This is a genomic window from Parapedobacter flavus, from assembly GCF_035818675.1.
GTDB classification, from domain to species: Bacteria; Bacteroidota; Bacteroidia; order Sphingobacteriales; family Sphingobacteriaceae; genus Parapedobacter; species Parapedobacter flavus.
In genome coordinates, this window is sequence record NZ_JAYKZZ010000001.1 from 456,405 (window position 1) to 480,654 (window position 24,250).

Consider the following 24,250-nt stretch of genomic DNA (forward strand, 5'->3'; position numbering starts at 1 on the left):
AATTATATGATCACTTCGTAATTCTCTTTTTCTAATGTTAAATTCTTGTATGCGCGTTGTATGGTTGCGCCTAATGTATCACTCCAGGCTTCGGGGAACGTTACGCCATCCACCGCTGCAATACCGACAATACCGGTTGCGGTACCGGTGAGGAATGCACTGTCGGCCGCTTTCAGTTCGTCGGGCGTCAGCTGTTTTTCCTTTACGTCGATATGGAACACGCCCGCGAGTTCGATGACCGCCTGTCTCGTGATTCCCGGGAAGATGTGGCCGGATGCCGGTGTAAATAAAGTGCCATCCTTTTCTATGAATAAGTTGTTGCTCGATGCCTGTGCAACATACCCATCTTCGTCCAATAGGATAGCCTCGTCAAACCCCCGTTTCGTGGCCTCGGTCGTTGCTAAGATGGAAGATACATATTGGCCCGACACCTTAGCCGTCATGGGTACGGATTGGGGCGATGGTCGTCGATATGGAGACAGGGTAGTCCGGATAAGGCCTGCGCCTAAAAATGGCCCCCACTCCCAAGCGGCGATGACTATGCTGGAATCCGTAGACGGTGTAAGGTACATGTTGCGCCCGGTGGTCACCAATGGCCGGACGTATGCGCTCCGTAGGTTGTTTTTTTCGAGCAATTCATACGTCTTGTCTACCAACGTATCGGTATCCCATTGGAATTCGATGCCAACCTCTTCACAAGAGCAACGGAGACGATCGTAATGCTGTTCGGCCTTGAACAGGCGCGTGCCATTGTGGGTGTTGTATGCGCGGATTCCTTCGATAGCCGACAACCCATAGTGTACCGACTGGCTGAACAGGTCTGCCCCTACGGTGTCGGCTTTGACAAACCGACCGTCCAAATAAATCCATGCATTTTTATCGAAGTGCTTCATTATTCCTCGACCAAATTTTATCCATATCCACGCTTGTCAGACGCCTTGATATTCGACTTCATCAAGGTAAAACCTTTATTCATTATAGGCAATAGCAAATGCTTATTTTTTGAAACAGAACATTATTTTGTTTTTCAATAAAAACCAAAATATTTTTTCATGAATTCATGATTTTATAGTGTAAAAATCCGACTAATGTATACCGAATCCATTTTCGGTATTCGGTCCATTTTTTACATCTGGGTGGTCTCAATATGAAATTCTGCGTAAAATCGGTCTGACCGCCGAAAAAGTTTTAAAAAAGCAAGCCCCTCGGCAGTGTATTTACCGAGGGGCTCATCGCTTTTTTTCTTTATTGTTTTTTACGGTTCCTTTATCCCTTCAGCAAGTACAGTGACGTTGTTGTGGACCACCTCCACTACGCCGCCGATAATATTAAAAATATCTTCCCCTTTTCCAGTGCGGACGATAACCTTGCCGCGTTCCAATGTAGATACGAGTGGAGCGTGGTTTTCCAGCACTTCAAAAGCGCCGGCGGTACCGGGTACGGTTACCGATGTGATATCGCCTTCAAAAACAGGTTGGTCTGGGGTGAGGATTGTAAGTTTCATTTATACAGCTTCAGCGAGTAATTTCTTGCCTTTTTCGATTGCGTCTTCAATGGTGCCCACTAAATTAAAGGCTGCTTCGGGATATTCGTCCACTTCGCCATCGATGATCATGTTAAACCCTTTGATGGTTTCTTTGAGGTCTACCAGTACCCCTTTCAGGCCGGTGAATTGTTCGGCTACGTGGAATGGTTGTGACAGAAAGCGCTGAACGCGACGGGCGCGTGCAACAACCAATTTATCCTCTTCAGACAGTTCATCCATACCGAGAATGGCGATGATGTCTTGCAGTTCTTTATAGCGCTGAAGGATTTCCTTCACACGTTGTGCGGTATTGTAGTGCTCATCTCCCAAAATGGCAGGGCTCAAAATCCGTGAGGTCGAATCCAGGGGATCTACTGCTGGATAAATGCCTAGCTCGGCGATTTTACGGGAGAGAACAGTAGTTGCATCCAAATGGGCAAACGTTGTTGCCGGTGCAGGGTCTGTCAAGTCATCGGCAGGTACGTATACAGCCTGTACCGATGTGATGGAGCCGCGTTTGGTGGATGTGATACGTTCCTGCATGAGCCCCATTTCGGTAGCCAACGTCGGTTGGTAACCAACTGCCGACGGCATCCGGCCCAAGAGTGCTGACACTTCCGAACCTGCTTGTGTAAACCGGAAGATATTGTCGATGAAGAAAAGAATGTCTCGGCCTGCGCCTTCACCGTCGCCATCGCGGAAATATTCAGCGATTGTCAGTCCAGAGAGTGCTACTCGAGCACGTGCTCCCGGAGGCTCGTTCATTTGTCCGAATACAAAGGTCGCCTTGGAATCCTTCATTTCTTCGGTATTCACCTTATCCAACGGCCATTCGCCTTTTTCCATGCCTTCCAAAAACTCATCACCATATTTGATGATGCCTGATTCCAGCATTTCACGGAGTAGGTCATTCCCTTCGCGGGTACGTTCGCCGACACCCGCAAATACGGAAAGGCCGGCGTATGCCTTGGCAATATTGTTAATCAATTCCTGGATCAATACGGTTTTCCCAACGCCGGCACCTCCGAACAAGCCAATCTTGCCACCCTTTGCATAGGGCTCCAAGAGGTCAATTACTTTAATGCCCGTAAGCAGCACTTCGCTTTCTGTAGAAAGGTCCTCAAATTTTGGGGGGTCGTTGTGGATGCTACGGCCAGCGGATTTGTCGAGTTCCTGAATACCGTCAATAGCATCACCTACCACGTTGAATACCCGTCCTTTGATACTTTCGCCAGTTGGCATTTTGATGGGGGCTCCTGTGTCAACCACCTTCATTCCGCGCATAAGACCTTCGGTGGCATCCATGGCGATGGTGCGCACGCGCTCCTCACCCAAATGCTGCTGTACCTCTAGAACAATACGCTGACCATTCTCCTTCTCGATTTCCAACGCATCGTAAATTTTCGGAAGCTTGGCGTTTTCAGAGAAACTAACGTCGACCACTGGGCCGATGATTTGGGCAATTTTTCCAATATTGGACATACTATCAGGAACTAAAATTTTATAAACCAATCTAATAAAGGCCAATTATGCGCCTTAATTTTGGTCTGCAAAAATACGCTTTAAAGAATTAAAAGCAAATATTAATTCAAACAATTATTCGACTACTTATTGTTATAACCGTTTATTGATTTCGTCCTGTAACTGACGCTTCAGCCTTTGCTCCTTCTCCATGGCCTTTTTCCGATGTTGGTCGAATTCTTCTTGGAGATCGTCGATCGCTTTTTTGGTGTCCCGTGTCACCACATGGCTCTGGTTGAACCGGTAGATGAAGGTGGTCAATGCGACGGCTAATAACAGTACAATTCCCCACATGATTAAGCTATAGGTCGACTTTTGCAGGGAGATGCCAATAAAGGAGAAACTATCTTTCTCGCGTTGGGCCTTTTGGAGCGATTCCTGTATGAGCCCGAGCGAATCGGTAAGCGCATCTACCGCGGCAAGCTGACTACCGTCTTTCGCCTTTAAGTCTGTTATTTCCTTGGTTAACGTACGGATGGAGTCGGTGACATTTTTCCGGATTTGCTCGAGATTAGCCCGACGAACATGTTCCATGCCATTCTGTGTCCGTGAAATTGCATAAAGGTAAACGAATTGACTATCGATGGTACCACTAGTGAGCGAGCCTTTCGGAGGTGTACGCGTCGTTGTACTTTGGCCAAAAACGTTGCCAGTTGAAAAGACAGCAATTAAAATCGCAAGGATTGTAGAGTTTCTCATGTTCGTCTATTATATTATTTTTTATTTTAAGAACACGATATTACGGGTTTTATTGTCTAAATGAAAATCCAATCCACAAAAAGTCAGTCGACCTTCGTCAATCATGACAGCCCATAACAGTTCGTGTTTTCATGTTTTCTATCTTGCGCTGTTTTTATAGCTAAATGACCGAAAATTTAACCGTATTGATATGCAAGCACTAGCAGGAGTATTTTTTCATTTCGTTGGCGGGTTTGCCTCCGGTAGTTTTTATGTGCCTTATAAAAAGGTGAAAGGTTGGGCGTGGGAAACCTTCTGGATCGTGGGTGGATTGTTTTCGTGGCTTATCGTTCCGCCATTGGCTGCCTACATTACCATTCCCGGTTTTGCCGATATCATCCGGCAGGCCGATAGCAGCACACTAGGCTATTCGTTCCTGTTTGGCTTGCTGTGGGGGGTTGGTGGCCTCACCTATGGGTTGGGTGTACGGTACCTGGGCGTGTCGCTGGGCAGCAGCATCATTTTGGGGCTGTCTATGGTATTCGGTTCGTTGATGCCATCTATCTACTATTACTTTACGGGCAGCGAAGGAAAGGAAACCATCGATTTGTTTTTCACCACGAATTCCGGCCGCGCGGTTTTAATCGGCTTGGCAGTTTGCGTATTTGGTATTTATCTGTGTGGTAAAGCGGGTGTGCTGAAGGAGAGGGAGTTGACAGCGGGCGCAGGCGATGCCAGTGGGAATAAGGATTATAAGTTTGGCTTGGGCTTGATTGTCGGTATCGTTTCGGGTATACTCAGTGCATGTTTCAACTTTGGGCTGGAAGCGGGTAAACCAATGGCTAATGTAGCCAATGATCTTTGGAAAGCTGCCAATCCGGGGGAGGGTGAGTTTTTGTTCCAAAACAACGTTACCTATGTGGTTATCCTATGGGGCGGCCTGACTACTAATTTTTTATGGTGCATGTTCCTGAATGCACGTAACAATACCTTTGGCGATTATATAAACACCAAAACACCAATCGCGCGCAATATCTTGTTCTGTGCATTAGCTGGCACTACGTGGTACCTGCAGTTTTTCTTTTATGGGATGGGGGAGAGTCGACTGGGCAACGGGGCCAGTTCTTGGATTCTGCACATGGCATTTATTATCCTGATCGCCAATGCTTGGGGTGTTATCCTGAAGGAATGGAAGGGCGTCAGTAAAAAGACCTACTCCACCATTATCGGCGGTATCGCTACGATTATCCTTTCCATTCTATTGGTAGGCTTCGCGCGGACGCTGGATACATAAGTCCGATAAGGGTTTGCAGCAGCAAAATGGAAAAAAGAGAACACACGAAAAGAATAATACGAAAACGAATAAACAATAAATAAGATGTCAAATATTATTGAGAAAGACACATTCAAGCATGTGAGTTATTTGTGGGATCACGCGAAGGCCGCTGAACTGGAGGGTGACGAGGTTGCACTTTTGCTCTACCGGTCCAACTTATTGGGGGCAGATTTGCGCCTTACGAATTACGGTGGTGGCAACACCTCTTGTAAGGCTGTTGCCAAAGATCCGCTTACAGGTTCCGAAACAGAGGTGATGTGGATCAAGGGTTCGGGCGGCGATATCGGCACGCTCACGCGTAGTGGCCTTGCGGCGCTTTATGTCGACCGTTTAAGGAGCCTCAAAGACGTGTACCGTGGCATCGAACATGAAGATGAAATGGTAGAACTTTTCAACCATTGTATTTATGATCTGCAGTCTAAGGCGCCATCCATAGATACACCCTTGCATGGTTTCTTGCCATTTAAGCATATTGATCATCTACACCCCGATGCCGCAATAGCCATTGCCGCCGCGAAAGATGGAAAGCGGATCACCCAAGAGTTGTTTAATGGCGAGATTGGTTGGGTAGAATGGCAACGTCCAGGATTCGATCTGGGGTTGCAACTAAAACAATGCCTTGATGAAAACCCCGGTATACGGGGTATCATGCTGGGCTCGCACGGTTTGTTTACCTGGGGCGACACTGCGTATGAGAGTTATGTAAATACGCTGACCGTCATCGAGCGTTGTGCTGAATACCTGGAAGCAAACTATGGTAAGAAGCGCCCGGTATTCGGTGGTGCCAAGGTTGTGGATGTCAACGTGGATGCTCGAAAAAAGCAAGCGGCGGCGTTGGCGCCCGTCCTTCGTGGGTTCTGTTCGTCCGAGCGGCGTATGGTGGGGCATTTTACGGATGATCCCCGGGTACTTGAATTTATCAACTCCAATGACCTCGATCGTTTGGCCCCCTTGGGTACCAGCTGCCCGGACCACTTTTTGCGTACCAAAATCAGTCCGTTGGTGCTTGATTTGGCTCCCGATGCTGACTTGTCGGATGCAACTGAACTTAAAGCCCGGCTTGAACCGGCATTTGAAGCTTATCGGGCGATGTACAACGATTACTATGAAACGTGTAAGCACCCCAATAGTCCGGCGATGCGCGACCCTAATCCGGTGATCATCCTTTATCCGGGTATTGGTATGTTTTCGTTTTCGAAAGATAAACAGACAGCCCGCGTGGCCGCCGAATTTTATACCAATGCGATCAATGTGATGAAAGGCGCTGAGGCCATATCCGAATATACCTCGCTACCGCGGCAGGAAGCGTTTGATATTGAATATTGGCTGTTGGAAGAAGCGAAGTTGCAACGTATGCCCAAGCCAAAGCCGCTTTCGGGGAAGATCGCCTTGATTACAGGAAGCGCCGGCGGTATCGGCAAAGCCATCGCCAAAAAGTTTGTGCAGGAGGGAGCTGTTGTTGTGCTTAACGACCTCAACGCGACACGTTTGGAAGAGGCAGCTAACGAGTTTCACGAGACTTTCGGCAAAGACGCCTATGCTACGGCACTATTGGACGTAACGAATGCAGACCAGATACACCAGGCCTTTGATGAGGCGGCACTGGCGTTCGGTGGCGTCGATATTGTCGTAAACAATGCCGGCCTTTCGATATCGAAATCAATCGAAGACCACACGCAAAAGGATTGGGATTTGTTGTATGACGTATTAGTTAAAGGACAATTCTTAGTAACGCAAGCGGCAGTTACTGTGTTGAAGAAACAGGCAATCGGTGGCGATATCATCAATATCGTTAGCAAGAATGCGCTGGTAAGCGGTCCAAATAACGCCGGTTACGGCTCGGCCAAGGCAGCCCAGCTGCACTTGAGCAGACTAAATGCTGCTGAACTCGGTGCCGATGGTATTCGTGTGAATGTGGTTAATCCCGACGCCGTGATTAGCGACAGCAATATCTGGGCTGGCGGGTGGGCCGAAGGCCGCGCTAAAGCCTATGGTGTTACGGTGGCAGAATTGCCCGCATACTATGCAAAGCGTACACTGCTCAACGAAATCATTCTCCCAGACGATATCGCTAATGCATGTTTCGCGTTTGCTGGTGGTCTGTTGAATAAATCGACCGGCAACGTGTTGAACGTAGACGGGGGTGTGGCCATGGCATTTGTACGTTAATTATCTTTTTTTTGCAGAATGGTCAGCTCAATTGATCCACGGAGCAATGGGTTGACGATTCTGCTTACTTTTGTTAAGAAATTATTATGAATATCGATAAAAATCAAGTAGCGGAACATAATCAACGGTTGGAAGCGGCGCAGCAACGCCGGTTTGAACGGTTGGTGGACGAGCTACCCAACGTAGTAGATATAGTAAACAAATTAGTGGACTTCCAAGTGGCTATACCGAGCTGGGCATTAGGCACGGGAGGTACACGCTTTGGCCGTTTCTCCGGCGGAGGCGAACCGAGAAATTTGGAAGAAAAAATTGCAGATATCGGGCTGTTGCACGCTCTTAACCAGTCGAGTGGTGCCATTTCGCTACATATTCCTTGGGATATCCCAGAAGATTACGAGGCGATCCGTACACTCGCCAGCCAGCATGGATTGGCGTTTGATGCCATGAATTCCAATACGTTCCAGGACCAACCTGACCAAGCACACAGTTACAAATTCGGCTCCATGCAGCATGTGGATCGCGCGGTGCGCAAGCAAGCGATCGATCACAATATCGAAGTCATCAAACATGGTGTCGAGCTGGGATCGAAATCGTTGACGGTATGGCTGGCCGACGGTTCCAGTTTTCCGGGGCAACTCAATTTCCGCCAAGCGTTCCAAAACACTTTGGAAAGTTTGCAGGAGGTGTATGCGGCGTTGCCTTCCGATTGGAAGATTTTTGTAGAGTATAAAGCATATGAGCCCAACTTTTATTCGACAACAGTGGGCGATTGGGGCCAATCGCTGCTTTATGCCAGCAAGTTGGGCGACAAAGCGTATACGTTGGTCGATTTGGGTCACCACCTGCCGAATGCCAACATTGAGCAGATTGTCTCTTTGTTGTTGATGGAGGGTAAACTTGGTGGCTTTCATTTCAACGATTCCAAATATGGTGATGACGATCTTACCACAGGGAGCATCAAACCTTACCAACTATTCCTGATATTCAGCGCACTGGTGGAGGGGATGGATGCACGTGGTATGGACCATACAAAAGATTTAGGATGGATGATTGACGCTTCGCACAATTTGAAAGATCCATTGGAAGACTTGATTCAATCGGTAGAGGCGATTTTGATTGCGTATGCGCAGGCATTGCTTATCGATCGAGCCGCACTGCGTGCGGCCCAGGCTGCTAATGATGTGGCTCGGGCGCAGGAAGTGTTGCAACAGGCATTCCGTACAGATGTACGTCCGTTAGTGGCCGAAGCACGATTGCGCGCGGGTGCCGCATTGAATCCGATTGAACTTTACAGGGAATTGAATGTGCGGAACGAGTTGATCAAGGAAAGGGGAGCGAAGACGGTAGCGACGGGGTTGTAGATGAAGAAGCAAGTCATAGCGATATTCGACGTTGGCAAAACCAACAAAAAGCTCTTTCTATTCGATGAGCGCTATAAAATCGTGTTCGAGCGGTCGGCGCGGTTTACCGAAACGGAAGACGAAGATGGTGATCCATGTGAGAACCTGGAAAGTCTGCGTTTATCGGTGTTCGACTCTCTACATGAGGTGTTCCGGAGGCCGGAATTTGATGTACGGGCGATTAATTTTGCGGCGTATGGAGCCAGTTTGGTGTATGTCGATGAGAATGGGAAGCCGCTCGCACCCTTGTATAATTACTTGAAGCCCTACCCGGAGCAACTGCAGCAGCATTTTTACGAAACCTACGGCGGCGAGGAAAAAGTAGCATACGCTACCGCCTCGCCTGTATTGGGAAGTCTCAATTCGGGTATGCAGCTCTATCGGGTAAAATATGAAAATCCAGCCCTTTTCGAACAGATACGCTATGCCCTGCATTTGCCGCAATACCTTAGCTTCCTGGTGTCTGGTCGTATGTACTCCGACATGACGAGTATCGGCTGCCACACGCAGCTTTGGGATTTCGGCAAAAACGACTATCATGAGTGGGTACGTAGCGAAGGCCTTGATGAGAAACTTGCACCAATCGTAGCGGGCGACGACATCTTTCCGGCCTCGTTCCCGGGAAACGGATACGGAGTAGGAGTAGGATTACACGATAGTTCGGCGGCCCTGATACCCTACCTCGTGAGTTTCCATGAGCCGTTTGTGTTGATATCAACAGGAACGTGGTGCATCAGCCTCAACCCGTTTAACCATACGCCTCTTACCAAGGCAGAATTAGACGCTGATTGCCTTTGCTATATGCAGTACCAAGGTACCCCGGTGAAAGCGTCGCGCCTTTTTGCCGGCTATGAGCACGAGCAGCAAGTGAAGCGTATTGCGGAACACTTTGGCCAGCCTACCAGCCGCTACCGCAATATGGCGTATAATCCACTTACCGTGGCCAAACTGCGGAGGGAGACTTCAGGCCCGGTGCCTATCGGAAGTAAAGTGTCTGCCTTCACCCAACGCAACCTGTCAGACTATGCCTCATACGAGGAAGCCTACCATCGGCTGATGATGGACTTGGTCGACCTGCAGGTGATTTCGACGGGACTGGCCATAAAAGGTTCCGATGTGAAGCGTATTTTTGTGGATGGTGGGTTCAGCAAGAATGCCATCTTCATGAATTTACTGGCCAATGCATTTCCGAAAATGGAGGTCTTTGCCGCTTCCATGGCCCAAGCAACGGCGGTAGGTGCGGCGCTGGCTATCCACACGGCATGGAATAAACAGCCGTTGCCGAATGACTTGATAGAACTGCGTTTTTACGCACATTCGAATGAAACCTGATCCCTCAGGTGACATGAGTCCGTTGGAGAATATTTTTTCGCATGAAAACAAAGAAAAGCAATGAATCCTGAGCTACTGAAATACAACCCCAAATACCCATCAGTCCAAGACCTGAAAAGGAAAGCGAAAGGGCGGATTCCCAAGTTTGCGTTTGACTACCTCGAAGGGGGATGTAACGACGAAGTGAATCTGTGGCGTAATGAAGCGGATTTCCGCGATATACAGCTCATCCCTCGGTACCTCAAAAAACATCATGGGTTAGATATGCGGGCCGAATTGTTCGGGCACGTATACGATGCCCCTTTTGGCATATCCCCCATCGGCCTACAAGGGCTGATGTGGCCAAACGCTCCCGAGATATTGGCCAAAGCTGCATTGAAGCACAATGTACCTTATATTTTGAGCACCGTATCTACGAGCAGCATTGAACGTATTGCCGAAGTCTCGGAATCTCAATTTTGGTTCCAGCTGTACCACCCTACTGAAAACAGGCTCCGCGACGATATCCTTCGCCGCCTGGAAGCTGTGCAATGCCCAGTTTTGGTCGTGTTGGTCGACGTACCGTCGTTCGGCATGCGTTACCGCGAAATTAAGGCAGGTCTTTCCATGCCGCCAAAGATAACGATCAATAACTTCCTGCAAGCTGCTATACGGCCCGCTTGGGCGTTTGAGACCCTCCGGGTGGGAATTCCTGAGTTCGCCACGTTGAAGCCCTATATGGACAAAAACCTCAACCTTAGCCAGTTGGGTAAGTTCATGAACGCCACCTTCACGGGCCGGGTAGACGTAGATAAGGTGAAAGCTATCCGGGACCTATGGAAAGGCAAATTGGTTGTCAAGGGGGTTGTGTGCGACGAAGACATGGAAGCCAGCATAAGCTTGGGGGCAGATGGTGTGATTGTATCTAACCATGGTGGCCGGCAAATCGATGCTGGCGAGTCGACCATCAAACCCCTGAAAGGCTTGGTGGAGAAATATGGTAATCAGATAAAGGTAATGATTGACAGCGGCTTGCGTTCCGGTCCGGATATTGGCCGTTCGTTGGCCTATGGTGCAGACTTTACGTTTATGGGGCGGCCATTTATGTACGGCGTTTCCGCACTGGGCCAACGCGGAGGGGACCATACCATTGCCCTACTCAAAGCCCAGCTGAAGCAAGTCATGGAGCAGGTGTGCTGTGAGAAAATAGGTGACTTTCCAGGAACATTGGCTTAGCCACTGGTCGGGCCTTTTTAGGGTTTACGCGGTATGAGCCATCTATACTTGTATATTATGCTATAGTGAACCATTGAAAAGGAGACAATCATGCGAAAACTACATCGGAGAGATTTCATCAAACTATCTGCCGCTGCCGGACTTACCGCCGCGGTATGGGAGCCGTTGTTGCAGCGGGCACTAGCCGTGGAAGCGCATAACGCCACTCGGTCTATCAACGATGTGGAGCACATTGTCATCCTTATGCAGGAGAATCGTTCCTTCGATCATTATTTTGGTGCCATGCGGGGTGTGCGAGGGTTTGGCGATCGGTTCCCTGTTCCATTGGCCAGTGGTCAGCGGGCTTTCCACCAATCCGACGGAAAGCAGGTTGTGCCTCCCTATCGGGCAAATAAAAACACCTCGAATGCCGCATTGATCAATGGGACCCCCCACAATTTTCCCGATACACAGGCTGCTTGGAATCAAGGGAAATATGGGTTTTGGCCGCTGTTCAAGACCCCGTATTCCATGGCCTATTATACGCGAGAGGAAATCCCGTTCCAATATGCCATGGCCGAATATTTTACCATCTGCGATGCTTATCACTGCTCCGTAGCCACAGGCACCGACCCCAATCGGATTGTGTTTTGGTCCGGTTCGGTATGCGATCCCGAAAAGCGGGCGGCGGGCATCAATTGTACCGATGCCGACGCTGAGCCGGTCAACCTGCGTTGCTGGATCAAAGGCCATATGCCGGAGCCGGGTTACACCTACCAGGGGAACGCGTTCACTTGGCCCACGATTCCCGATGTATTGCAAGAGGCGGGCGTAAGCTGGCGTGTTTATCAGGATCCGAACGACAATTGGACGGGGGCGATGCATGGTTGCCTGGCATTCGAGAGCTTTCGTAACGCCAAGCCGGGATCACCTATTTATGAGAATGGAATGCGCCATTGGTCGATAGAAGATCTCACCAATGACGTGAAGAACGGGACGCTGCCGCAAGTGAGCTGGGTTTTACCGTCGCAAAGCAATTCGGAACACCCAGGGGCACCGTCTAGCCCTTACCGAGCAGCCGACTTCACCCATGAAGTACTTTCGGCGATCACGGCCAATCCCGACGTATGGAGTAAGACCGCTTTCTTTCTCACCTTTGATGAGAACGATGGCCTTTTTGATCACGTACCCGCACCTGCGGTACCCTCTTATAACCTTGATAACACCCTCGCTGGCAAGTCAACAATCGATGTGGCCGGCATGTATTTTCACAATGATAAGGATAACCTTGAGGACACGGAGGCAGATCGTGTTTATACCGACAAGCGGGATACCATTTCGGGCAACTTGCGCCCCTGGGGCATGGGCCCCCGGGTGCCGATGTACATCCTGTCGCCGTGGAGCAAAGGGGGATGGGTAGACTCGGGGGTCGCCGATCACACCTCCGTAGCACAATTTATCGAGAAACGGTTTGGTGTAACGGTGCCGGCCATCTCTCCTTGGCACCGTGCTGTGAGCAGTGATTTGACATCGGCATTTGATTTTGTCACACCCAACGACCCAAAGTTTCCCCGTATGCCGGAAACGTCCGAATTTGAAGCGACTGACGCGGCTTCAAAGGCGCTACCCAAGGCTACGGCACCTAAGGAGCCATCACAGCTCTATCAAGAAAAAGGAACTCGGTTGTCGCGTGCGCTCCCCTATGTGTTGCATTGCAGGCTTCAATACATGCGCGAGCATCACCAGGTGGGATTGGTTTTCGAAAATAAAGGGGTAAAGGGCGCAGTCTATCATGTATACGATATGAACCGGCTTGAGCAGATACCGCGTCGATATACAGTAGAGGCCGGTAAATCGCTGACCGACGAGTGGGGCGTGGCTGAAATGGGTGGGTCATACGACCTTGAGGTGTACGGGCCTAACGGCTATTTCCGTAAGTTCACCGGCAACATTCATGCTGTTGAACCCGAGGTACAGCTAGATTACGACCAACGTAAAGGTCGTATTTCCATACGGTTGCAACACCATTCGCAAACACCACTTCCGGTAAACCTTGTCGCCAACGCGTACGGATACCCGGCATCGGTAGAACTGTCTGTTGCCGCGAGGCGGTTGTTGACGAAACATATATCACTGAAAGACAGCGCTAATTGGTATGACTTTTCCATACAGACAGCTGATGGATATTTATGTCGTTTCGCGGGACGAATAGAGACCGGTGAACACGGCATTAGTGATCCGGCCATGGCAGCAGCGTTGTAGAGGCTGCTTTAATAGCCCCCGACCACTGGAATAGGCCTACTAACGAGTGTGTAAGTTGATTGATTTTTGATGTCATGAATAGATTCTTAAACGGTGGTTTAGCGTTAGCCATCATTGTCGCCATTTTGTCCTGCCAGGAGAAGGCAGCGGTTTGGCCTTTCAAGCCAGCTCCCGAAAGCAGCATCGTTATCATAGGCAACTCGTTTGCCGAGGGGCTTCAACGGAGCAATTATTTCGAGGCAATGCTTCACGGCAGTTTCCCGGACCGTCACCTCAGCGTGCGGAACCTGGGTTGGAGCGCGGACGAGGTGAACCTTCGACCCCGGCCGCTGAATTTCGGTACCCTAGAGGAGCATATCCACCGGCAGGGGGCCGACGTGGTCATCGCCTGCTTCGGCATGAATGAATCGTTCAAGGGACCTGACAGCCTGTCGGCATTCAAGGAAGATCTCACTACCTTCCTTAACGGTTTGCGGGCGCACAGCCACGACGGCAAGGAGCCCCTGCAGGTCATCCTGGTGTCGCCGATTGCGCATGAGGCGCTAGGCGGTTTCTTGCCCGACCCCTCCGGACACAACGAATCACTGCGGGCTTATACCAGTGGCATGCGGCAGGTGGCCGGATCGCTGAACATCCCCTTCATCGATCTTTATACCCCCACCAAGACCCTGATGGAATCGGAAAGCGAGCCGCTTACGAGCAACGGAATCCACCTGACGGACCGCGGGTACCGCATCGCCAGTGAACTGATGGCTGTCTCGCTGGATCTACCGGTAGCCAGCTGGCCCGACGATACGCATATGGCCGCATTGAAAGATCTCGTGGCTACGAAGAACCAGCATTTCTTCTACCGCCACAGAGCACAGAACGGCGAATACATCTACGGGCGCCGGCGCGAGTGGGCCGGTGGCGGCGCGTTGCCGGCTGAGCTGGCCGAGCTTGACAGCATGGTGATACGCCTGGATAGCCTGGTGTGGGCCGGGGCAGATAGTGGTAGCACGGTACCCCAGCAGGCCGTCGAGCGGGTGGTGGCCTTCGGCCGCGATTCGGTGGCGCCGACGGCCGCACCCGTGAGCACGCGCGGCGACCTGGAGGTCGCCAAGTCGCAGTTTGTGCTCCCAGAGGGTTATGAGATCGAGCTTTTCGCGTCGGAGGTGGATTTCCCGTTAGCCAACCCGGTGTCGATTACGTTTGATGCCCAGGGGCGGCTTTGGGCGGCCACCATGCCCTCTTATCCACATTATACGCCCGGCAATCCGCCCAACGACAAGATCATCGTGCTGGAAGACACCGACGGGGACGGCAAGGCCGATGCCCACATCGTATTCGCCGACAGCTTGTACCTACCACTGGGTTTCGAGCTGGGCGATGGTGGAGTATACCTAACGCAGGCGCCCGACTTCGTGTTCCTCAAGGATACTGATGGCGACGGGAAGGCCGACCTGAGGCAGACCCTGCTCTCAGGCTTCGGTACCGAAGATGCGCACCATACGTTAAACACCTACGAATGGGGCCCCGACGGTGCGCTGTACATGCACATGGGTACCTTTCTGCACACGCAGGTGGAGACGCCCTACGGGCCGCGCCGCGGTGCGTACGGCAACACGTGGCGGTACGAACCGCGAACCATGAAGTTTGATGAATATATCTCCTACCCCTATGCTAACCCTTGGGGTAACGTCTTTATGCGGGATGGCACACACCTGATTGCCGATGTATCCACGGGCATGAATTACTTCGCCCCACCGCTCACGGTGGCCATCGACTATCCGAAGAAGCACATGGGTATGAAGGATTTCCTGACCTCGCCTTCCAAGCCGAAGACCTGCGGCATGGAGATTATATCGAGCCGGGCATTCCCGGATAGTGTGCAGGGCAACGTACTTTTCAATACGTTCCTCGGCTTTCAGGGTATCCGGCAGCATAAAGTGTCCGAATCGGGTAGCGGTATCGTAGGTGACGAGACAACGCCGTTACTACAGTCCAAGGATCCGAACTTCCGTCCGGTCGACTTGCAATTCGGCCCCGATGGCGCGCTATATGTTGTCGATTGGTACGACCCGATTATCCAGCACGGTGAGCAGGCCTTCCGCGATCCGCAGCGCGACCATACGCGCGGCCGTATCTGGCGGATCACTCACAAGGGTATGCCTACGTTAAAGCCCATAGATATGAGCCGTCTGGATGTCGTCGGCCTACTGGACCAACTCAAGGCCCCGGAAGACCGCACACGCTACCGTGCGCGGCGCCAGCTTCGCGAATTTCCGGCGGAAGAGGTGCTTCCCGTCCTGGAAAGTTGGATAGGCCGGTTGGATGCCTCGGACCCGCAGGCAGAACAGCATCGGCTGGAGGGGCTTTGGGTTCACCAGCAGTTCAATGTGCCCAACGCAGGGCTTCTGGAAGAGCTGCTGGCCAGCAAAGACCACCACGTCCGTGCCGCGGCTACGCGTGTACTACTTTACTGGTCGGACCGGATCGAGGATTCCCAAGGCAAGCTCATTGCCATGTCCGCAGACCCCTCACCCCGGGTACGGCTGGAGGCGATAGCGGCATTGAGTCATTTCGAGACGGAAGAAACGGTGCAAGCGTTACTGGCAGCAACCGAATTACCCGTAGACGATTACATCGGTTATGCGTTGGGCGAATCGTTCAAGCACCTCAAGCCGGTGTGGATGGAGATGTTTAGGAAAGACAAACGCTTTCTGGCTGACCAGCCGGAGAAGGCTTATGCATTACTGCGTCCGTTGGCCTCGGCGCAAGAGCTTCAGGTGCCAGGCTTTATTACGGAAGATCCCAATTACCGCAAGTATGGGGTGGATCCGCTTTCAGCGGCCGATTTCGAGCAGCTGACGGGCGTGGTTGCCGTAAAGCGGTTCCGCGAGGATCACCCGGATATCCTGGAACCCGACACGGCGCCACCGGCCGGCCCGGCCAACGAAGCGACCGGGAAGGAGCGGGGCGAGGTCGTTATCCGCCTCAAAGCCCTGCCGGGCAAGATGGCGTTCGATCAGGAAACCCTCACGGTGCCCGCAGGCAAATCGGTATCCCTGCTGTTTGACAACAGCGACCAGATGCCGCACAACGTTGTGGTGGTCAAGCCGGGTAACCTGGAGAAGGTTGGCGTGGCCGCCGATGCCATGGCCCGCCTACCGGATGGTTACGAAAGGCAGTTCATACCCGATATGCCCGAAGTGCTGTTCGCTACTCCACTGGTCAACGCAGGCGAGGCTTACCAGTTGGACTTCGTGGCGCCGGAGACACCGGGCGATTACCCGTTCATCTGCACCTTCCCCGGCCATTGGCAGATTATGCAGGGGGTATTGACTGTTAATTGATGGAATATAAATCATTCGGTAGAAGGACATGAAGTTTAGCATAACGAAATGGGTGGGAATGGGTTTATTGGCGGCTCCCTTTGGGCTCGTTGGCCAATCGCTGCCAGCTACGGATGCCCTGGGTAGGAAATTACCTACACATGATGAGGTAGGCGACGTGCGGAGCGATAAGTTCGTAGGTATGTTCTATTGGACTTGGCACAATCATTTTGCTGACAGTCCGCCCTACAATGTCTCCGAACTGCAAAAGTTAAACAATGGCATGTTTGCCGATTATGACCATCCGGCATGGCCCGAAGACGCGTCATACTATCATTGGGCCGAACCATTATTTGGTTATTATCGGAGTACCGACCGATGGGTGCTGCGCCGTCATGCGGAAATGCTGGCCGACGCCGGCGTGGATGTGGTGGTGTTTGATTGCACCAATGGCTCATACACATGGGAAGAATCGTATATGGCGCTGTGTGAAGTCTTTGCCGAGGCCCGGAAAGACGGCGTAAAGACTCCGCAGATTGCGTTTATGCTTGGGTTTGCAGCCCACGAAGGGAGCCTTGCAGCAATCACCAAAATTTACCAGCATTTGTATGCGCGGGGTTTGTACCGCGATCTTTGGTTTCAGTGGAAAGGCAAGCCGTTGATCATGGCGTATTTCGAGCACTTGGAGGCAAAAACCGGCGACCCACAAAAGGATCGTTTGTATACGGATATTCGGCAATTTTTCACGTTTCGGCCACCCCAGCCGGTTTACGATAAAGGTCCCCAACGAGATGATCATTGGGGATGGTTGGAAATTTATCCCCAGCACGGTTTCGCAGCCAATGGAAAAGGTGGTTACGAACAAGTCACCGTGGGTGTAGCGCAGAATTGGACCAAAGAAAACGGATTGAGTGCGATGAATGCACCGGGTGCGTTCGGCCGTAGCTATACCCACCACGGGGGGCATGTATACGATGACAATAAAATCGCCTACGGGTTGAACTTCCAGGAGCAGTGGGACCGGGCATTGGAAATCGATCCGGAGTTTGTTTTCGTAACGGGTTGGAACGAATGGGTGGCAGGCAGGGCGAAAGAATGGAGTGGTACATCCAATGCCTTCCCCGACCTGTTCGACCAAGAACATAGTCGCGATATTGAACCGATGAAAGGCGGCCATGGCGATGCCTACTATTATCAGTTAATAGCTAACATACGCCGATTTAAAGGTACCAATCCCCAACAACGTGTAGAAAAGTATACCGGCATCCATATTGATGGCGATACGGCCGATTGGGCCGCTGTTGCGCTGCAATTTGACGCACACCGGGGGAATACAGCACATCGGGAAGAGAAAGGATGGGGCAACTTGTACTACCGGAATACGACCGGCCGGAACGACATTATCGGTACGAAAGCCGCTTTTGACGACGACTACGTTTATTTCCTTGTCGAAACGGCAGCTCCCCCTACTGCTACTAAAGGCGCTGCGTGGATGAACCTGCTGATTGATGTGGACCGCGACCGAAGTACGGGATGGGAAGGCTATGATTTTATTGTTAATCGGGTTGCCCCCCGTAAGGGTATGGCGGTGCTTGAACGAAACAGAGGAGGCTGGAAATGGAAGCGCACCGGAACGGTTGAATTTGCCATCATGGGCAACCAGGTCGAGCTACGGATTGACCGGAAAGCATTAGGGATTACCAACAACGATGTGAACATCGAATTCAAATGGACAGATAACGTGCCGCAAAGTGGTAATATCATGGATTTTTACCAATTTGGCGATGTGGCACCCCTGGGGCGGTTCAATTACTATTTGACAGCAGGCGGACAACAGTAAGCCATTCGCTAATAAGCGCCGCTGTGTAAGGCAATTAAACTTGCATATACAGTGTTGTTTCTCTACTTTTGCATGCAAGTAAAAGTCTATACAATTATGGTGTGCCGCTTAAAGACGAATAGCACATCGAATCAAAACAACAAATGAGTTACAACGAAATCAAAACAACAATCGATATTGGCGCTGGTCGCCAGATCGAGATTTCCACCGGGAAGATGGCCAAACAGGCAGATGGCTCGGTGGTGGTCAAGCAAGGGAAAACCATGCTATTGGCTACAGTGGTTTCCGCACAGGAGCCCAAACCCGGAGCGGACTTCTTGCCGCTTTCGGTAGATTACCAAGAGAAATATGCGTCCACGGGACGTATTCCGGGTGGCTTTTTACGTCGTGAGGCCCGACTGTCGGATTATGAAATTTTGATTTGCCGATTGGTCGACCGCGCCTTGCGCCCCCTATTCCCCGAAGACTACCACGCCGATACGCAGGTGATGATATCACTGATATCAGCCGATAAAGATATCATGCCCGATGCCCTTGCCGGGTTGGCAGCTTCGGCTGCGATAGCGGTTTCTGACATCCCATTCAATGGGCCGATATCGGAAGTCCGTGTTGCCAAAATCGATGGCCAATTGGTCGTTAACCCGCTGCTGAGCGAGCTCGAAAATGCTACGCTTGAGTTTATCGTCGCAGGATCCGCCAATGACATCGTGATGGTGGAAGGCGAAGCCAAGGAAATCTCGGAATCCGAGATGGTCGAGGCGATCGAGTTTGCCCACCAGATCATTAAAAAGCAGGTTCAAGCTCAGGTGGAACTGGCCCAATTGGTTGGAAAAACGACCAAGCGCGAATATAGCCACGAACCAAGTAACCCCGAATTGCGCGACCAGATATTTGCCGCTACGTATGACAAGGTGTATGCCGTGGCGAAATCTGCTTCCGCCAAACATGAGCGTAGCGAACAGTTCAAGCAAATCGGTAGCGCGTTTGTAGAAGCTACATTTGGTGAAGAGGAACTTGATGCGGATACATCATTCTTAGTTAAAAAATATTACCACGACGTGCAATACGACGCGATACGCAACTTGGTGCTGAATGAAGGTATGCGGCTCGATGGCCGCGATGTCCGTACCGTACGGCCGATATGGAGCGAGGTGGACTACCTTCCTGCGGCACATGGATCGGCAGTATTTACCCGGGGAGAAACCCAATCCCTTACATCAGTGACACTTGGAGCCAAAGACGACGAGCAAATGATTGATGGTGCGTTTATTCATGGCTATAACAAATTCCTTTTGCATTATAATTTTCCTGCGTTTTCAGTAGGCGAAGTGCGCCCCAACCGGGGGCCGGGCCGCCGCGAGGTAGGTCACGGCAACTTAGCCTTGCGATCCTTGAAGCAGGTGCTGCCGACAGGCGACGATAATCCATATACTATCCGGATCGTATCCGATATCCTGGAGTCAAATGGTTCTTCATCCATGGCCACGGTTTGTGCGGGGGCATTGGCACTCATGGATGCTGGTGTAAAAATCAAATCGCCCGTATCAGGTATTGCGATGGGCTTGATTACCGACGAGCAGAGTGGTAAATATGCCATATTGAGCGATATCCTAGGTGATGAGGATCACTTGGGCGATATGGACTTTAAAGTGACCGGTACCGAGAAAGGTATCGTGGGTTGCCAGATGGACTTGAAAATCAACGGCCTGAAATGGGAAGTTTTGACACAGGCGCTGGAACAGGCGAAGGAAGCAAGGCTCCATATCCTCAACGAAATGAAGAAGACGCTTGCCGAACCACGTGCCGATTACAAGCCGCACGCGCCACGCATCATCAGCTTCTCGATCGATAAGGAATTTATCGGAGCTGTGATTGGGCCGGGTGGCAAGATCATCCAAGAAATGCAGCGTGAAACAGGAGCCACCATCGCGATCGACGAAGTCGACAACAAAGGTGTGGTGCAGGTTTTTGCCGATGACAAAGCCTCTATAGATGAAGCTGTACGTCGCATCCAAGCCATTGCTGCCAAACCCGAAGTCGGTGAAGTCTATGAAGGTAAGGTGAAATCTATCATGCCATTCGGTGCGTTCATTGAAATCATTCCCGGAAAAGATGGCTTGCTCCATATTTCGGAAATCGACTGGAAGCGATTCGAAAACATGGACGGAATCTTCAATGTGGGCGACATCGTTAAGGTGAAATTATTGGATATCGACAAGCAAGGTAAGCTGAAGCTATCCCGTAAAGCGCTGATCCCGAGACCGGAAAGAAACGAGGCTTAATCGTCACTGATTTGGCCATTTGATGATATGCTGATTTGAAAATGCTGTACGGTTATTTTCAAATCAGCATTTTTTATGCATGTGGTTATCCTAAGTCGCCGAGTTTTAGCGAATTATTTTGGCCTACGTCATAAAAATATATAGGTTTGTGCGGGTGCTAAATATGAAGCTTCTTTGCTAAAATAATGAAGAAAAAAATACTCATCAGTGACATCGCTAAAGATTTAGGGGTGTCGGTTACTACCATATCGTTTATCCTGAATGGCAAGGCCAGGGAAAAGCGTATTAGTGAGGGATTGACCAAGCGGGTACTCGAACACGTCCAAAAAGTTGGGTATAAGCCAAATGAACTTGCAAAAAGTCTCCGTACCGGAAAAACCAAAATCATCGGCTTGGTCATTGAAGATATTTCCAATCCGTTTTTCGCGAATATTGCTAGGCTCATCGAAGCTAAAGCCTACAGCCGGGGCTACCGTATTATCTACTGCAGCACCGACAACCAGCCGGAAAAGGCCACGGAGCTCATCCAGCTTTTTCGAGACCGGCATGTCGATGGCTACATCATCACCCCGTCTGAGGGTGTGCGGGATATCATTGCATCGCTTTTAAGCAGCCAGCTCCCGGTTGTGTTGTTTGATCGATATATTCCCGGATTAGAAACCAGCCATGTCATCACCGACAATGTGAGGGGGGCTTACGATGCCACCGGCCATCTGGCCCAGCAGGGGCACCGACGCATCGCGATGGTGACGCTATATTCGTCGCAAACGCAAATGCGGGACCGGATGGATGGTTATATGCGGGCCATCGATACCTTCAAGCTGCAACCCTATGTAAAAAAGGTCAACATGGGCGACGATGAACCGACGATAATGGCCGATTTCCGTGCATTTATGGAAGACCAGCAGCCCGATGCGGTGTTCTTTGCCACCAATTATTTGGCAATAGCGGGTCTGAAAGCCTTAAAACAGCATCAAATACCTGTTCCTGCGATTGTTTCTTACGACGACCATACACTTTTCAAGCTGTTTACACCCACCATCACGGCAGTGTCTCAGCCCATAGAAGGCATTGCCAGTGAGCTGATCAATATTTTATTGAACCAGCTCGATGGTCATCAGGAGAAAGGGCAGAAACAGGTGGTTCTGCCATCAGAACTGATTATTAGGGAGTCTTCGACGCGACAAACTTCATCGAAAGGGAATTGACACAGTGCCGCGTGTTTTTCGGTGTGAACTGTTCGCCAATAAATACATGACCCAGATGGCCGCCGCATTTCGCACATAGAATTTCTGTACGCCTTCCATCCGCGTCGGGCACGTGTTTTACGGCTCCGTCGATTTCGTCGTCAAAACTCGGCCAGCCGCAATGCGATTCGAATTTGTCTTCCGATCGATAAAGCGGCGCGTCACAACGCTTACACACATAGGTGCCGTGTGCTTTGTTGTTTAGCAACGCTCCGGTAAATGGCCTTTCAGTTCCCTTGTGACGTATGACGTATTCCTCTTCCGCTGTCAATTCGTTGTATTTTGATGTGTCCATTTTGCTGGCAGTTTTGTGATGTTCGCTAACGTCGGCTTCCCTTTGGTTATTCCGCTGTTGAGCGGTTTGTCCACAAGCTGTTTGCAGTGATAAGAACGCTAACATGAGTCCGATATAACGCATCGTATTTAATTTAATTCGAGTAAGGCATGCGAATGGCCCGTTATGCGAATATACGCTATTTATCTTTAACGTGTTTTCATCCGAAAGTCATTATTGTCGTTGCATAATATTCAGTCATTCGTCACGATGCAGCTAGGTGTATGTAAGACACCCTATCTGATAATAGAAAATAATTTTTAGAAACCCAAATTTGCGAGAAACATTACCAATAATTAGTTGTCATCGCCATTCCATTAAAACATACTACAGATACTTTAAACGCGTATTTCAATCAATTTAGAACGGTTATAAATTATTAAATTCAGTCATCCCATTGTCATCCATAAGCCAATAAGTTATACTTTTGTGGCATTATTAGAGGGGTGTAGTTCCATTGATTCAGATTACCCAAATTTTAACATTCATCATAATCAGTATAACGTGCTCAATATGAGACATATCTCGTTAGTTTTTGAAAGGATTGCCAAGCCGATATCCGTTGCATTGGTGTTGTTGTTTGCGGTTTCTTCGTTGCAAGCTCAGGACCCGAAACAGGGCGAGACGATTTTTAAAGCAAATTGTTCTTCTTGCCATAAGGTGTTCGGTAAGTTTCTAGGGCCGGAGCTGGCCGGGGTAAACGAGCGGCACGATGAAGCTTGGTTGCTGAAGTGGATAAGCAATGCGCCTGCCATGATTGCGTCTGGTGACCCCGCTGCATTGGAATTGGATGCGCAGTTCCCGAATGCAATGATGTCGGCATTCCCGACACTTTCTGACGATGACATAAAGAACGTTCTTGCCTACATCAAGTCGGAAGAGACTAAGAAAGCCGCTGCCGATGCAGGTGGTGGTGCGGCAGGTGGCGCCGCCGGTGCTGCAGCAGCAAGTGGAGATGCGAGCAATTTCATGATCATTGGCCTCGTGGCCGTGATTATCTTGGCTTTTGCGGTGATCCTTGTACTCAACAAAGTTATTCGTACGTTGGAGCGGGTTATTACCAATAACAAGACGCTGATTCCGGAAGAAGCCGAAGAGGAGCCAGGGAAAGACTACCTTGGTAAGTTGAAGAAATTGGCCAAAAACAAGAAGCTGGTGTTTTTTACGGTACTATTAGTCGCCATCTTTTTGAGTTCAGCAGGTTGGAAGACGCTTTGGAACGTAGGGGTTCATGAAGGATACAAACCTGTGCAACCTATCAAGTTCTCCCACCAATTGCATGCGGGGGTTAACCAGATTGATTGCCAGTACTGCCACGGCGGTGCGTACAAATCCAAAAATGCCTCTATCCCGTCGGCCAATGTATGTATGAACTGCCACAAGGCCATTACGGCGAGCGATAAATACGACGGCGAGCTTTCACCGGAAATTGCAAAGATTTACCGGGCACTGGATTACGATCCCGAAACCATGGAATATGGACCGGATCAACGCCCCATCGAGTGGATACGTATCCACAACCTCCCTGATTTCGCTTACTTTAACCACTCGCAACACGTGGTAGTGGCAGGCGTAGAGTGCCAAACGTGCCACGGTCCGATTGAAACGATGGCCGAAGTGTACCAGTATTCACCACTTACCATGAAGTGGTGTATCGATTGCCACCAGGAGACGGAAGTAAACCACGAAGATAACGCCTACTACGACCAGCTGATAGCTGCGCATGAGCAGTTGAAGAAAGGGGAAAAGGTAACCGCAGCCATGTTGGGCGGATTGGAGTGCGGAAAATGCCATTATTAATAACAATTACGTAATC

At 50.4% G+C, this 24,250-nt stretch carries 16 protein-coding genes; 11 read left to right on the forward strand and 5 right to left on the reverse strand.

The annotated features are described in order from the left end of the window. Window positions 1-2: 2 nt before the first annotated feature. From ilvE to U9S71_RS01910, 4 genes are all read right to left on the reverse strand, one after another. On the reverse strand, window positions 3-893 hold the full coding sequence (gene ilvE / locus U9S71_RS01895) for a branched-chain-amino-acid transaminase (protein WP_326324807.1): 891 nt from the start codon (window positions 891-893) through the stop codon (window positions 3-5). Between the two features lie 362 nt (window positions 894-1,255). After that, window positions 1,256-1,504, reverse strand: a complete 249-nt coding sequence (gene atpC / locus U9S71_RS01900; RefSeq protein WP_326324809.1) for an ATP synthase F1 subunit epsilon — start codon at window positions 1,502-1,504, stop codon at window positions 1,256-1,258. Continuing rightward, window positions 1,505-3,007, reverse strand: a complete 1,503-nt coding sequence (gene atpD, locus U9S71_RS01905) for a F0F1 ATP synthase subunit beta (protein ID WP_326324811.1) — start codon at window positions 3,005-3,007, stop codon at window positions 1,505-1,507. A gap of 132 nt (window positions 3,008-3,139) precedes the next feature. Next, window positions 3,140-3,745 (reverse strand): hypothetical protein, encoded by a 606-nt coding sequence (locus tag U9S71_RS01910; protein ID WP_326324813.1) that lies wholly within the window; start codon window positions 3,743-3,745, stop codon window positions 3,140-3,142. Between the two features lie 190 nt (window positions 3,746-3,935). Between U9S71_RS01910 and rhaT the strand changes: the two genes are divergently transcribed. From rhaT to U9S71_RS01960, 10 genes are all read left to right on the forward strand, one after another. Beyond that, entirely contained in the window at window positions 3,936-5,018 is a 1,083-nt protein-coding gene (gene rhaT, locus U9S71_RS01915; protein ID WP_326324814.1) for an L-rhamnose/proton symporter RhaT, read from the forward strand. A gap of 84 nt (window positions 5,019-5,102) precedes the next feature. Further along, entirely contained in the window at window positions 5,103-7,229 is a 2,127-nt protein-coding gene (locus tag U9S71_RS01920; protein WP_326324815.1) for a bifunctional aldolase/short-chain dehydrogenase, read from the forward strand. A gap of 86 nt (window positions 7,230-7,315) precedes the next feature. Continuing rightward, window positions 7,316-8,590, forward strand: a complete 1,275-nt coding sequence (locus tag U9S71_RS01925; protein ID WP_326324817.1) for a sugar isomerase — start codon at window positions 7,316-7,318, stop codon at window positions 8,588-8,590. Further along, window positions 8,591-9,961, forward strand: coding sequence for an FGGY-family carbohydrate kinase (locus U9S71_RS01930; RefSeq protein ID WP_326324818.1), 1,371 nt, complete (start codon window positions 8,591-8,593; stop codon window positions 9,959-9,961). A gap of 60 nt (window positions 9,962-10,021) precedes the next feature. Continuing rightward, on the forward strand, window positions 10,022-11,176 hold the full coding sequence (locus U9S71_RS01935) for an alpha-hydroxy acid oxidase (RefSeq protein ID WP_326324819.1): 1,155 nt from the start codon (window positions 10,022-10,024) through the stop codon (window positions 11,174-11,176). Between the two features lie 90 nt (window positions 11,177-11,266). Then, the gene (locus U9S71_RS01940) at window positions 11,267-13,417 is read left to right on the forward strand and encodes a phosphocholine-specific phospholipase C (protein ID WP_326324821.1); all 2,151 of its coding nucleotides are present in this window, start codon (window positions 11,267-11,269) and stop codon (window positions 13,415-13,417) included. 74 nt (window positions 13,418-13,491) lie between these two features. After that, window positions 13,492-16,752, forward strand: coding sequence for a PVC-type heme-binding CxxCH protein (locus U9S71_RS01945; RefSeq protein ID WP_326324823.1), 3,261 nt, complete (start codon window positions 13,492-13,494; stop codon window positions 16,750-16,752). Between the two features lie 28 nt (window positions 16,753-16,780). Then, on the forward strand, window positions 16,781-18,571 hold the full coding sequence (locus U9S71_RS01950; RefSeq protein WP_326324825.1) for a glycoside hydrolase family 71/99 protein: 1,791 nt from the start codon (window positions 16,781-16,783) through the stop codon (window positions 18,569-18,571). Window positions 18,572-18,714: 143 nt separating this feature from the next. After that, on the forward strand, window positions 18,715-20,853 hold the full coding sequence (pnp, locus tag U9S71_RS01955) for a polyribonucleotide nucleotidyltransferase (protein WP_326324827.1): 2,139 nt from the start codon (window positions 18,715-18,717) through the stop codon (window positions 20,851-20,853). A 185-nt stretch (window positions 20,854-21,038) separates the two neighbouring features. Then, the gene (locus U9S71_RS01960; RefSeq protein ID WP_326324829.1) at window positions 21,039-22,061 is read left to right on the forward strand and encodes a LacI family DNA-binding transcriptional regulator; all 1,023 of its coding nucleotides are present in this window, start codon (window positions 21,039-21,041) and stop codon (window positions 22,059-22,061) included. Here the strand turns inward: U9S71_RS01960 and U9S71_RS01965 are convergent. After that, window positions 22,018-22,518 carry a methionine-R-sulfoxide reductase gene (locus tag U9S71_RS01965; RefSeq protein ID WP_326324830.1) on the reverse strand — a complete coding sequence of 167 codons (501 nt, stop codon included), beginning with the start codon at window positions 22,516-22,518 and terminating at the stop codon, window positions 22,018-22,020. The two genes, U9S71_RS01960 and U9S71_RS01965, sit on opposite strands and share 44 nt — an antisense overlap. Window positions 22,519-22,947: 429 nt before the next feature. Here U9S71_RS01965 and U9S71_RS01970 point away from each other — a divergent pair, with 429 nt between their 5' ends. After that, window positions 22,948-24,234, forward strand: coding sequence for a c-type cytochrome (locus tag U9S71_RS01970; protein WP_326324832.1), 1,287 nt, complete (start codon window positions 22,948-22,950; stop codon window positions 24,232-24,234). The last annotated feature ends 16 nt before the right edge of the window (window positions 24,235-24,250 follow it).